Below are 12,363 nucleotides of genomic sequence, written 5' to 3'. Positions count from 1 at the left end.
GTCAGGCGTTGGCGCCGTGCTCGCGCAGGATCTCGTTCAGCTTCAGCTTGTCGTGCTGCTCGCCCTCGGCCAGGCGCTTGAGCACCAGCACGCAGCGGGTGCCGAACTCGCCGCCGGGGAAGCTCTTGAGCCGCGTCCCCTCGACGCACACCGACCAGGCCGGGGCCTCGCCGCGCGGCAGCTCCTCACCGGTCTCCACGTCGTAGACGCGCGTGGTGGCGGTCAGCACGGTGCCCGCGCCCAGCTTGGCGCCCCGGCGGACCCGCGCGCCGTCCACGATCATGCTGCGCGAGCCGATGAACGCGTCGTCCTCGACGACCACCGGAACCGCGTTCGGCGGTTCGAGCACGCCGCCGATGCCCACACCGCCGGACAGGTGCACGTTGCGGCCGATCTGGGCGCAGGAGCCCACGGTCGCCCAGGTGTCCACCATGGTGCCGCTGTCCACGTAGGCGCCGATGTTGACGAACGACGGCATCATCACCACACCCGGCGCCAGGTAGGCGCCCCACCGCACGATTCCGCCCGGGACCACCCGGACGCCGTCGAGGCTGGTCTTCAACGGGATGCGGTCGTTGTGCTGGAAATCACCCACCTGGGAGCGGGTCATGCCCAGCACCCGGAAGCTCAGCAGGATCGCGCGCTTGGCGCGCTCGTCCACCACGACCTCGCCGGTCGCGTCGTCCACGAAGGCGACCCTGGCCTTGCCGGTGTCGAGCAGGTCGACGGCGCCGACGATGACGCCACGGGCCTCCGCGTCGTCGGGGCTCAGCTCGGCGCTGCGCTCCCACAGCTCGTCGATGGCACGTGGCAGCGGACTGGAAAAGCTCTGACTCATGAAAGGCGAGCTTAGTGGGCGGCCCGCTGGCTCTGCGAACATGGCCGAGCACCGTCCGAGAGCGCACGTAGTCCACCTGCGGACGGGTAGGTTCTTCACCGTGCGGAAGGGCTTTTCCCGTGGGGTAATCGCGATCGGCGTGATCGTCGTCGTGCTCGCCGTCGCGATCACCGGCGGCGTTTTATGGCTGCTCAGCCGGACCGAGCCGCTGGTGCTCACCGAGCGCTGTCATGTGAAGACCCCGCGTGGGGAGCTCGATCTGGAGATCGAGCAGGCCAGGATGGCCGCCACCATCGCGGCCGTGGCCGCGCGCCGCAAGCTGCCCGAGCGCGCGGTGGTGATCGCCTACGCCACCGGCCTGCAGGAGTCCAAGCTCTTCAACCTGGAGTACGGCGACCGCGACTCCGTCGGCATCTTCCAGCAGCGTCCCTCGCAGGGCTGGGGGACGGTCAAGCAGCTCCAGGACCCGGTCTACGCCACCGCCAAGTTCTTCGCCGCGCTGGTGAAGGTGCGGGACTACGCCAAGAAGCCGCTGCACGAGGCGGCCCAGGAGGTGCAGCGCTCCGCCGACGGCACCGCCTACGCCCAGCACGAGGAGGACGCCAAGATCCTCGCCGCGGCCTTCACCGGGCGGGTGCCGAGGGCCCTGCACTGCTGGTACCCCCGGCCCACCGACGGCCCGGCGCCCCAGGCCAGGCCCGACGCCGCGCGCAAGGAGCTGGTGCGGGCGCTCGGCCCCTCCACCGCCTCCGGCGCGCTCGACGCCGAGGGCACCAGGATCAGCGCGCCGACCTCGCGCCGGGGCTGGCTGATCGCCTCCTGGTCGATCGCGCACGCCAAGGAGTACGGCCTGCGCAGGATCCGGTTCGATGGCATGGCCTGGTCGGCCGGACGGGGCGAGGACGGCTGGCGCGGCGACAGCGGGGCGACCGCCAGGCACGTCGAGCTGACCTGACCGTGGCGGCCCGGCTCGGGTCGGCTGGGCTGGGCTCTGGTCAGCCCTTGCGGCGGTCGATCTGGATGGAGCCGGGTGGCAACGGGCTGGCGTAGGAGGCCGTCCACGGCTGCCCCTGCACCCGCTCGAACGACAGCAGGCGGCCATCGTCGGCCCGGTAGTCGGCGAAGTCGAGCAGCCCGCGGTCGGGACGCCCGGTCATGCCCTCTGAGCGGAAGGCAGCGGTGCCCCGCTCGATCGGGAAGAACTCCACGCCTTCCATGATCAGCATGCTCTTGGCCGGGACCATGCCCTGCGTTGGCACCGTCGTCCACAGCTTGACCTCAAGGACCGACGAGTCGCCGCCCGCGACGCCCCCCTGCTCGGCCACCGACAGCCACTGCTGCCGGTGGGTGCCGTCGTCGAGGAGGTAGTGCGTCCATTCCTTGCCCTGCCAGGAGAAGTAGATGGCACCCAGGACACGGGCGCGCACCCCCTGGTACTCGACGGAGTCGCCCACTCTGATGGTGCGCGGATCGGGGTAGTCACTGCCCGCACGGCCGGCTCCGGGCACGGCCAGCGGCGACGCCGGCTCCTCGACGGGAGCGGGCTGCGGCTGGGGAAGCGTCCCGGCGGAGTGCACCGTCTTGCCCCTCTTCTCCTGCCGCGTGGTGGCGAGATACGCGACAAGCAGAAGGACGAGCATGGCGATGCTCAATCCGAGTACGACCGCAGAGGTCATGCCGCGGGATCTTACTGGAGGCGGCTCACCGCCGCATCGATACGCTCATCAGTAGCGGTGATAGCAACACGGATGTGACGACTACCGGTAGGTCCGTAAAAGTCACCAGGTGCCACCAGAATTCCCCTGGATGCTAGTTCGCCCACCTGGTCCCAGCAGTTCTCCCCGTTGCCCGCCCAGAGGTAAAGCCCCGCCTCCGAATGCTCGATCTCCCACCCCGCCGCGTCCAGGACCGGACGCAGCGCCGCCCGGCGCGCCGCGTACCGCTCGCGCTGCTCCGCCACGTGGGCGTCGTCGTCGAGCGCCGCCGTCATCGCCGCCTGCACCGGCTGCGGCACGATCATCCCCGCGTGCTTGCGGACCTCCAGCAGCCGCTTCACCAGAGCCGGATCGCCCGCCACGAAGGCGGCGCGGTACCCGGCCAGGTTGGACCGCTTGGAGAGCGAGTGGACCGCCAGCAGCCCCTCGTGCGAACCGCCGCAGACATCCGGGTGCAGGATCGAGACGGGCCGATCCTCCCAGCCCAGCTCGATGTAACACTCGTCGGAGGCGACCACGGCCCCCCGCTCACGCGCCCACGAGACCACCTTGCGCAGGTGCTCGGCGGGCAGCACCCGCCCCGTGGGGTTGGACGGGGAGTTCACCCACACCAGCGGCACCGGCTCGGGGCCGAGGGCGAGCAGGCCGTCCGTGGCGAACGGCTCGGCCCCCGCCAGCCGGGCGCCCACGTCGTAGGTCGGGTAGGCCAGCTCGGGGAAGACCACGCGCTGCCCCGCCCGCACGCCGAGCAGCGTCGGCAGCCAGGCGACCAGTTCCTTCGACCCGATCGTCGGCAGCACCGCCGCCGGATCGACGACGACCTGGTGGTTGCGCCGCAACCAGCCGGCCGCCGCCTCGCGGAGCCGTGCCGTCCCGTAGGTCAGCGGATAGCCCGGACTGTCGGAGGCCGCCGCGAGCGCCTCGCGGACGACCCCGGGAACCGGATCGACGGGCGTGCCCACCGAGAGGTCCACAAGGCCGCCCGGATGCGCGGCGGCCTGCTCCTTGTACGGCGCGAGGCGGTCCCACGGGAAATCCGGCAGCGCGTTCACAGCTCTTCTCCCAAGCGCGGCGGCGATCCGCCCAGACGGACGGACGTGTCGGTGACCGGCCGATCGACCAGCCGACGGCCCGGCCGGCCGGCCGGTGAACCGACTGGCGGACCGACTCGTGATCGACCGGCGGATCGGCTGATGAGCCGGTCGACGAACCGGCTGATAGACCGGCTCGACGGACCGGCTGGTGAACCGGCCCCGCCGTCAGTCCTCGGCCGCCTGCGGGGGCAGCGCGGCCACGATCGGGTGGTCCTTGTCGATCTTCCCCACCTTGGAGGCGCCGCCGGGCGAGCCCAGGTCGTCGAAGAACTCCACGTTGGCCTTGTAGAAGTCCTTCCACTGCTCGGGCGTGTCGTCCTCGTAGAAGATCGCCTCGACCGGGCACACGGGCTCACACGCGCCGCAGTCCACGCACTCGTCCGGGTGGATGTAGAGCATGCGCTGGCCCTCGTAGATGCAATCGACGGGGCACTCCTCGATGCACGCCTTGTCCAGGACATCCACGCAAGGCTGCGCGATGACGTAGGTCACCTCGGGCTCCTTCTTCGTTCCGCATCTGAGCGCGGGTCTTCGACCGCGGGTTGCTACGCCCTAGTATTGCCGTGCCCGGCGAATCTCTGAAACGGAGGGGGGCAAAGTCGGTGACGCCCCGGCTCGGCGGCCGTTTCGTGGTCGCGATCAGCCCCGGCGACGTCGGTCGCCGTGTGAGCGTACGACGACGCGTCCCCGGCGGCTTCCGTGACGTCGTGGGCGAGCTGACCTCCTGGCACGACGGCGTTCTCGCGGTCCGCAGGCGCGACGGCGAACTGGTCGAGTTCGCCGAGGAGACCGTGGTGGCCGCCAAGGTCGTCCCCCCGCCGCCTCCTCGCCGCGATCGCTGACCGGAGGTCCACGAGGCCCCGCGAATTGCCCGACACACGGTCGCGCCTCCTCGATTCCGGCCGCCATTGCGGTGAGTATTCATGTTGTGACCGTACGTACCACTGCCGTGCTCGCCTCCACCGCCGCCATCGTCGCCCTCGCCGGATGCGGCGGCGGCAGTGCGCCCCCGGCGGGCGAGAAGCCGCTCCCGCCGGTCAACCCCCAGGCCGCCTCGCTGCGCGAAGGGTTCTCCACGATGGAGCGCCTCGCCGACACCGCCAAGCACGAGGGCTCGCTCACCGTCATCGGGCTCCCCCACGACTGGGTGAACTACGGCCACGTCATCGCCGCCTTCACCGACAGGTACGGCATCAAGGTCACCGAACTCGAACCCGACGCCGGCAGCCAGCGCGAGATCGACGCCGCCGTCCGGGCCGCCAAGTCCCGCGACGCCGCGACCACTCCCGACGTGTTCGACCTCAGCCTCGACGTCGCGGTCGCCAACGCCGCCATGTTCGCCCCCTACCGGGTGCGCACCTGGCAGGACATCCCCGACGAGCTGAAAGACCACCAGGCCGCCTGGTACGCCGGTTACGGCGGCTACATGTCGATCGGCTACGACCCGCGCAAGGTCCCGGCCCCCGCCACGTTCGCCGACCTGCTCAAGCCCGGCTACACCGTCGCCCTGCCCGGCAGCCCGCTGCAGACCGCCTCCGCCTTCAACGGCGTGATGGCCGCCTCCCTGCTCAAGGGCTCCGCCGAGGCCGAGCGCGGCGTGCGCTTCTTCGCGAGCCTCAAGGAGGCGGGCAACCTGATCACGACGGCCAAGCCGGTCAAGCCGCCGACCGCCGTCGTCGACTGGGACTACCTCAACGCCGAACGCGCCTCCCGCGAGGGCGAGGGCTGGAAGGTCACCATTCCCCGCGACGCGGCGCTGACCTCCTACTACGTCCAGGCCATCAACAAGCGGGCGGCACACCCGGCGGCGGCCCGCCTGTGGCAGGAGTTCCTGTTCTCCGACGAGGGCCAGAACCTCTTCCTCGCCGGCTTCGCCCGCCCCGCCCGCCTTGAGGCCCTTCAGATGCGCGGCACCGTAGACCGCGAGGCCGAGGCCAAGCTCCCCCAGGCCCCACCCGGCCGCCCGGCCCAACTCACCATTCCGCAAACCGACGCCGCCAAGACCTACCTCCGCCGCGCCTGGCCCAAACAAATCGGCTAACCCACCCTGCCACCCGTCCAGGGCCAGCACCCAAAGGCCCTGCCACCCGCCCCAGGCCGGTATTAAAAGGGCCTCGCTGCGCTCGGTCGTTCTTTGAGTACTGACCCACCCGCGCGGACGGCACGGCCCTCGCCCGATGGCAGCGGCCGAGGAGTTGGGTTGATGACCTGGGCCCGGGGATGGGGGATGCGGCCGGGGGTTGTGAGGACTGACCGAAATGGTGGGGGTTGGCTGGTCATGGGTGGTGGCGGCGGGACGAAAGGGCTGCGACGTGGAAGAGGTGGAGCATGAGGCTTATGGGATGAATCACGGCTAACGAGGGCAAGGCTCTAGAGTGTCCTTGCCGTAATCTCTCCCCTGTTGTCGCGGAATGTGAGCTGATGGTCTTGCGGTACGAGGCGCCGAGCATGACGCGGTGGACCGCACGCGGGGTGTCCAGCGCGTATGACAGCTCCTTCGGTTATGTCTCGGCCCAGGGTGCTCCCCTGGTCGAACTGCTCGATCCGCAGCACGGTGAGCGGGTGCTCGATCTCGGGTGCGGCACCGGCGTGTTCACTTCGGAGATCCATTCGCGTGGGGCCGAGGTGCTGGGCATCGACGGATCGGCCGCGATGATCGAGAAGGCGCTGGCCCAGTATCCGGGGCTCGACTTCATCGTCGGCGAAGGTGACGACTTCACCGTGGCGAGGCCGTTCGACGCGGTGTTCTCCAATGCCGCGCTGCACTGGATGAGCCGCGAACCGGACATGGTGATCGCGAACGTGCATGCGGCATTGCGGCCCGGCGGGCGGTTTGTCGCGGAACTCGGCGGGGCGGGCAATTGCGCCGCTATGATCGCGGCGATGTCCACCGCCTGGCGCGAGCACGGCCTGCCCGAGCCGGAGCTGCCGTGGTTCTTCCCCAGCCCGGCCGAGTACTCCACGCGGCTGGAGCAGGGCGGGTTCGCGGTGCGGTTGCTGGAGTACTTCGACCGGCCCACTCCGATGGACGAATGCCCGGACGGCGCGGCCGACTGGGTGCGCGTCTTCGGCGCTCCTCTGCTCGAAGGGCTGCCCGGTGACATCGTGGAGCCGCTGCTCCGCCGGGTGAACGAACTGGCGGCACCGGCGCTGCGCAGGGAGACGGGATGGATGGCGGATTACGTCCGACTCAGGTTCGCTGCCGTTCGACGCTAATCGCCCCCGAAACACCGGGGTGATTTGCCAGAATATGTCTCTTCCATGGTTCTCGTCGGTCACGCGCGGCGCGCCTTGGGGGGCTGGTGAAGGTGCGAATGCCGGAGAGGGAACGGGATGAACTTCTGCCTGAGTGACCTCGTGCCTCCACTGCGGTGGAGCGACGCGGCCACCATTCCGGGCCTGCGCCGGCGACCCGGCCTGCCGGACGCCTGGTGGCGGAGTCTGCCGATGGCACGGGTGTTACTGGCGACCTCGCCCGAGGTGCTCGGCGAACTGCTCGCGGAGATCGCCCTGCACTACTGGCCCGCGGCGTCCATCGGCGACGTGCTGCCCGCGCTGTACGTGCTCGATCCGGACGACGCCGACGATCCCTACACGGCGATCGCGCTGGACCGCGCCGGTTCCTGGCCCGCGCTGCTCTCGCTCACCTCGCGGGAGCTGGTGGACCAGCCGTTCGTCCAGGCCCGGCCGGTGCTGACCACGCTGTTCACCGCCGCCTTCGCCCGGCTACTGCCCGACGAGGACCCCCGCCGGAGCGAGCCCGCCGAGGCCGCGGAGGCCGCCGAACTCCCCTTCGAGGAAGACCGGCCCGCGTCGGAGGTGGAACCGGACACCACGGCGGAGACCAGGCGGGCCAAGCATGAGCGCGCGCGGGAGCCGGAACCGGAGCAGGCCGCCGAGCCCCAGCCCGAACCGCGACCCGAAGCCGAACCGGCCCAGGAACAAGAGCAGCAGCAGGAGCCGGAGCCGGTACGCGCCGCCGAACCCGAACCGGTGGCGGCAATGGTGCCGCCGGTGCCCGAGCCCCGTACGGCCGAGCCCGCCCAAGTCAACGGCCAGGCACTACGACGCTCCAAAGCGCCCGAGGCGCTCAGCCCGCCCGCCGTCGCGCCCTCTCCCCCTCCTCCCCCACCGCCCATCGCCCCGCTCGGCCCGCCGTTCGGCGCGCAACCGCAGCCTCTCGTCCCCTTCGGCATGGGGGCCCTGCCGCCTCTGCCCCCCGGCCCGCCGCCCGGCACCGGTTCGGGACGCTCGATGTTCGAGCCGCTGGTCCCGCTGGAGCAGCCCGAGGAGCCCGACCTCTTCGCGCTGATCGAGTCCTCCTTCTCCGGCCTGGACGACAAGACCTGGGCGGTGGCGCAGAACCGGGTGTTCACCGACGCCCCCGGCGCGGTGGACGAGCTGGCCAAGCTGTTCGCGGTGCCCCCGGCCGAGATCGAGGAGGTCGAGGCCGACCTGCGGGTGCGGCTGAAGAAGTGGCTGGTGAGCGATGACGCCCGGCCGTACCGGGCCCACCTGGCGCAACTGCAGCAGACGATGGGCAGGGCCGCGCCCAAAGACCGGCTCATCGATGCGGGTGACTGGCACGCCAAGGAGATCCGCGCGCTGGAGGTGCCGGGCTGGCAGTTCGTGCTGGCCTCGCTGCCCGGTCACCGGCTGGTCGGCGGGTGGGTCGTGGAGGGCGATCTGGGCGAGCTGCACGAGCGCACCCGGAACATGATCATCCACGCCGACCGGCCGCCTACTCTGGAGCGCGCCATGGAGCTGGTGGTCTCGCTCGGGATCCATCCGGAGGTGGCCCGCGACTGGCTGGCGAGCGTGCCCCGCCTGCGGATCCTCAACCAGCCCACGCCGGACCAGCCCGATCAGCCCGACCAGCCCGACCAGATGGGTCAGCCGGACGGCGAGCAGCCGGAGGCCGCTCTCATCCCGCAGCCCATGCCGATGCAGGAGATGCACACCGGGCCGGACGTGCAGGCCGAGCAGCCGCCCGCGATCGATCCGGCGGACCCGCTGGGGCCGCTTCCCGCCGCCGAGCCCATGCCCGAGCCCCTACCGGAGCCCGCGTCCGAGGCCAACGCCGTCCCCGAAGCCGAAGCCGACGCGGCCGAAGTGGTCGACGACCCCGACCCCCTCGCCCCCCGCGAACCGATGCAGCTCGTGCAGCCCGTGCAGCCCGTGCAGCCGGTGGAAACAGAGCAGGCCGCCGTCGAGGACGCCCCCGCCCAGCCCGAGGCCGCCGCAGAGGAACCCCCCGGCCAGGAACGCCCCTCCAAGGGCTTCCGGCCCTTCAAGGACGTGTCGTTCACCCGCCGCTGCTTCCGCCAGCCCGACGGCCTCTGGTGGCTGCGCATCGACCTGACCAAAGATCACATCAACGGCGGGGAGTGCCCGCTGCCGAGCGGATTCGCCGCTTATCTAGGACTTACCCCGGGCCAGAGCCGTACTGTTAGCAGCACCGCTGGTGAGCTCACCATGACCTGGCAGGCCAGGCCGGTGGTGGAGTCACTCCTGCGGCTGCTCGAAGAAGTCGAGGCCAAGGAGGGCGGCCACCTGTTCCTGACCCTGTCCGACGAGGGCACGCTGCGGGCCAGGCACCTGGACGCCGCCGGGCCCGAGGTAGAGCCGATCACCCAGGCCCTGCGGCTCGTGGGCTATACCGCGCCAGAGAACAGAGCCGACCAGGCGTCAAGGGTGATCGCCACGAGAATCGGCATGGCGGGGCCGGTGGGCCAGCCAGATCTCCTAGTCCGACTCCGCGAGCGTGGTGACCGCGATCTGCTTTCCCTACTGTCCTAGCCGGAGACCGCCCTTGCCACGGCTCGCGATCTCCCCCGAGTTCCCAAGGGAACTAGGCGCACTGGCCGAGCCGGTGCGCCGGGATGTCGTTGTCGCGATCCGGCGGTTCATGAACCAGGCGCCCGCCGCGCCGCACCCGGAGCAGGTCAGGAACGCCAGGGATCCGCGAGTCGCGACCCTGCGTCTCGCGGACCGGCACCGGGGCGTCGTGCTGCGCGAGCGCGACGTCTACTGGCTGCTCACGATCCTGCCGGACGGCGACGCGTGGTCCTACGCTCGCGGCCTCGGCTTCGGCGTGAACCCCAAGCTGGGCGTGATCGAGGTGTGGGACGCCGAGGCGCTGGAGCGGGCCGAGCCCGCGCTGCGCCGTTCGGCGGAGAACACGGACCAGCGGCTGTTCGAGGACGTCTGTGACACGGATCTGGCGTCCGTGGGCATCGACCCCCGGCTGCTGCCGTTCGTGCGGCACGTGACCACCGAGGCGATCATGGAGGCGCTGGAGCCGTTGCTCCCGCCCACGCAGTACGCCCCGCTGGCCGAGCTGGCCAGGACCGGGTCGCTGGCGGCGGCCTGGCGGGTGCTCGACGACTGGCGCACCGCCGCCTCCTGGCCGGAGCGCGAGGGGATCATCGACACCGCCGACTTCCTGGCGGCGCTGATGCGCAGCCCGGACCGGGCCGCGTTCGTCGGTGACCGCGACGAGCTCGACCGCGTGCTCGGGTCCCCCGACTGGTGCGTCTTCCTGCACCCGCCGCAGCACCGGCTTTCCCGTACTCCGCACTACGACCGGCCGGTGCTGGTCACCGGCGGGGTCGGCAGCGGCAAGACCCTGATCGCGCTGCACCGGGCGGCGTATCTGGCCACCCAGGGCTTCGGTCCAGTGCTGCTGGTGACGTTCTCCCGGGGGCTGAGCGACGTGCTCGCCGCCAAGCTCGACCTGCTCGTCACCGACGATCTGCTGCGCAAACGGGTCGAGGTGGGCAACGTGGACCGCCTGGCCCATCGCATCGTGACCGAGGCCGAGGGGCGCAGGCCCAATCTGGTCGGGGAGAGCGAGCTGCTGCGGCTGCTCACCGACGCGACCTCGGGCGACCCGCACTCCCCTGCCTTCGTGCTGCGCGAGTGGGAGCAGGTGGTGCTGGCGCAGAACCTCACCACGCTGGAGGAGTACGTCAAGGCCGAGCGTCCGGGGCGCAGCGTGCTGCTCGCCGCGGCCGAGCGGGAGGCCATCTGGCGGGCCATCAGCGAGGTGGCCGACCGGCTGCGGAGCACCGGACGGCGGACGTTGTTGCAGCTCGCGGCCGAGGCGTCGACGCTGCTCAGCCGTACGACGGGCGACCTGTTGGACGATTTGGGCCCCCGGCGGGAGCCGTACCGGCATATCGTCGTGGACGAGGCACAGGACCTGCACCCCGCGCAGTGGCGTCTGCTGCGCGCGGCGGTGCCGCACATGCGCGACGACCTGTTCATCGTCGGCGATCCGCACCAGCGGATCTCCGACAACAGGGTCCCGCTCAGTTCGGTGGGGATCGAGGCGACGCCTCGGCGGCTCAAGGTCTCCCACCGGCTGCCGCGGGAGCTCCTGTCCTGGAGCGTGCGGCTGCGCGGCGGCGGGCCCGTGGACGGCCTCGTGGAGACGATGCACGAACTGTTCGGCTTCGGGGCGGCCGGACACGGGGCACGGCCGATCGTGGTGGGCTACGACTCCCCGGAGGCGGAGCTGACCGGGTTGGTCACCAGGCTGCGGGAGTGGGTGCTGGACGACCGCGTCCCGGTGTCGGAGATCGCGGTCGCGGCGCGGGGAGCCGATCTCGTCCGCGAGGCGCGGGCGGCGATCAGGAAGGCTGGACTGGGGGTGCGAGTGAGCACGTTGCATGGGATGAAAGGGCTGGAGTTTCGGAGGGTCGCCGTGATAGGCGTGACGGATGGGATCGTGCCCTCACCCCAGGCGCTGACCCCGGCCGCCGAGGACCCGGCGGCAAGGGCCCATGATCTGCAACGAGAGCGCGGTCTTCTGTATGTGGCCTGCACCCGGGCCGGCGAGCTGCTGTACGTGTCCCATTCGGGCAGGGCAAGCCCTTTCCTGCCATCTTGACCCCCATAATGTCTGAACTGCGGATATGAATCCTTTGCCGGTTGGATTTCAATGAACCTCAGCCTGAGCGACATCGTGCCACCCCTGCGCTGGACCTCACCAAGGCAGATCGCGCCGATCGCGGACGACCCGCGCCTCCCCGAGGTGTGGTGGCAGGCGCTGCCCGTAGAGCGCGCCTGCACCACCATCGGCACGCCACAGGTGGCCTCGCGCCTGGCCGACCTGTCCATGGCGTGCTGGGGCCACCTGGTGCTCGGCGACATTCTGCCGCTGGTCAGGTTCACCGATCCGCTTGACTCCGCGCGGACTCCGGACACCCTGGGGCGCGAGGTGGTGCACAAGCTGTGCCTGGCCGTCCTGGAGCGCCTGCTGGAACCGGCCGAGACCCGTACGGCGGTGCTGCCCCTCCCCGGGCGCCCCGAAATGCCGATCCCCGAGCTGCTCAGCGAGATCTTCGCCGAACTCGACGACCGCCAGCGGGCCATCGCCAGAGACCGGCTCTACGCCCCGCAGCGGGCGACCCTCGACGAGCTGGCCCAGCGGTTCTCGGTCACCCGTGAGCGGATCCGCCAGATCGAGCGCGACCTGCGCGACCACATCGAGTCGTGGCTGTCCAGCGCCGACGCCTCCCCCGTGGTGGCGCACGTGGCCTGGCTGCGCGGGCGGCTCGGCTCGGCCGTCCCGGCCGACGACCTGGCGGGGGGGGGGGGGGGGGGCCCCCCCCCCCCGGGGGGGGGGGGGGGCCCCCGGGGGGGGGGGGGGGGGCGGCCGGGGCGGCCGGGGGGGGGCGGGGGGGGGGGGGGGGGGGGGGGGGGGGGCGGG

The 12,363-nt window shown here is 71.3% G+C and carries 11 protein-coding genes; 7 read left to right on the top strand and 4 right to left on the bottom strand.

Features of this window, described 5'->3' with window-relative positions; genetic code table 11:
* Position 1: 1 nt before the first annotated feature.
* A complete protein-coding gene (locus P3X83_RS22850; protein WP_277307213.1) occupies positions 2 to 838 on the bottom strand; it encodes a 2,3,4,5-tetrahydropyridine-2,6-dicarboxylate N-succinyltransferase in 837 nt (278 codons plus the stop codon).
* A 100-nt stretch (positions 839 to 938) separates the two neighbouring features.
* Here P3X83_RS22850 and P3X83_RS22845 point away from each other — a divergent pair, with 100 nt between their 5' ends.
* On the top strand, positions 939 to 1,793 hold the full coding sequence (locus P3X83_RS22845; RefSeq protein WP_277307212.1) for a hypothetical protein: 855 nt from the start codon (positions 939 to 941) through the stop codon (positions 1,791 to 1,793).
* Positions 1,794 to 1,833: 40 nt separating this feature from the next.
* On the opposite strand, the gene P3X83_RS22840 is transcribed toward P3X83_RS22845, so the two are convergent.
* From P3X83_RS22840 to fdxA, 3 genes are all read right to left on the bottom strand, one after another.
* The gene (locus P3X83_RS22840; RefSeq protein ID WP_277307211.1) at positions 1,834 to 2,514 is read right to left on the bottom strand and encodes a DUF4178 domain-containing protein; all 681 of its coding nucleotides are present in this window, start codon (positions 2,512 to 2,514) and stop codon (positions 1,834 to 1,836) included.
* Between the two features lie 11 nt (positions 2,515 to 2,525).
* Entirely contained in the window at positions 2,526 to 3,605 is a 1,080-nt protein-coding gene (dapC, locus tag P3X83_RS22835; RefSeq protein ID WP_277307210.1) for a succinyldiaminopimelate transaminase, read from the bottom strand.
* Positions 3,606 to 3,812: 207 nt separating this feature from the next.
* A complete protein-coding gene (gene fdxA / locus P3X83_RS22830; protein ID WP_277307209.1) occupies positions 3,813 to 4,139 on the bottom strand; it encodes a ferredoxin in 327 nt (108 codons plus the stop codon).
* Positions 4,140 to 4,249: 110 nt separating this feature from the next.
* On the opposite strand from fdxA, the gene P3X83_RS22825 reads away from it, so the two are divergent.
* From P3X83_RS22825 to P3X83_RS22800, 6 genes are all read left to right on the top strand, one after another.
* Entirely contained in the window at positions 4,250 to 4,489 is a 240-nt protein-coding gene (locus P3X83_RS22825; protein ID WP_277307208.1) for a hypothetical protein, read from the top strand.
* A gap of 86 nt (positions 4,490 to 4,575) precedes the next feature.
* Positions 4,576 to 5,688: an ABC transporter substrate-binding protein gene (locus P3X83_RS22820; RefSeq protein ID WP_277307207.1), complete on the top strand. Its 1,113-nt coding sequence runs from the start codon at positions 4,576 to 4,578 to the stop codon at positions 5,686 to 5,688.
* Between the two features lie 407 nt (positions 5,689 to 6,095).
* On the top strand, positions 6,096 to 6,863 hold the full coding sequence (locus P3X83_RS22815) for a class I SAM-dependent methyltransferase (RefSeq protein ID WP_277307206.1): 768 nt from the start codon (positions 6,096 to 6,098) through the stop codon (positions 6,861 to 6,863).
* Positions 6,864 to 7,094: 231 nt separating this feature from the next.
* Positions 7,095 to 9,446 (top strand): hypothetical protein, encoded by a 2,352-nt coding sequence (locus P3X83_RS22810; RefSeq protein ID WP_277307205.1) that lies wholly within the window; start codon positions 7,095 to 7,097, stop codon positions 9,444 to 9,446.
* Positions 9,447 to 9,459: 13 nt separating this feature from the next.
* Positions 9,460 to 11,541 carry a UvrD-helicase domain-containing protein gene (locus tag P3X83_RS22805; RefSeq protein ID WP_277307204.1) on the top strand — a complete coding sequence of 694 codons (2,082 nt, stop codon included), beginning with the start codon at positions 9,460 to 9,462 and terminating at the stop codon, positions 11,539 to 11,541.
* Between the two features lie 51 nt (positions 11,542 to 11,592).
* On the top strand, positions 11,593 to 12,363 hold a 771-nt coding region (locus P3X83_RS22800; protein ID WP_277307203.1), incomplete at its 3' end, for a sigma factor-like helix-turn-helix DNA-binding protein.

Source organism: Spongiactinospora sp. TRM90649, assembly GCF_029382225.1.
Classification (GTDB): domain Bacteria; phylum Actinomycetota; class Actinomycetes; order Streptosporangiales; family Streptosporangiaceae; genus Spongiactinospora.
Note: the sequence above shows the minus strand (reverse complement) of the source record. Positions and strands in the feature narration are given on the sequence as shown.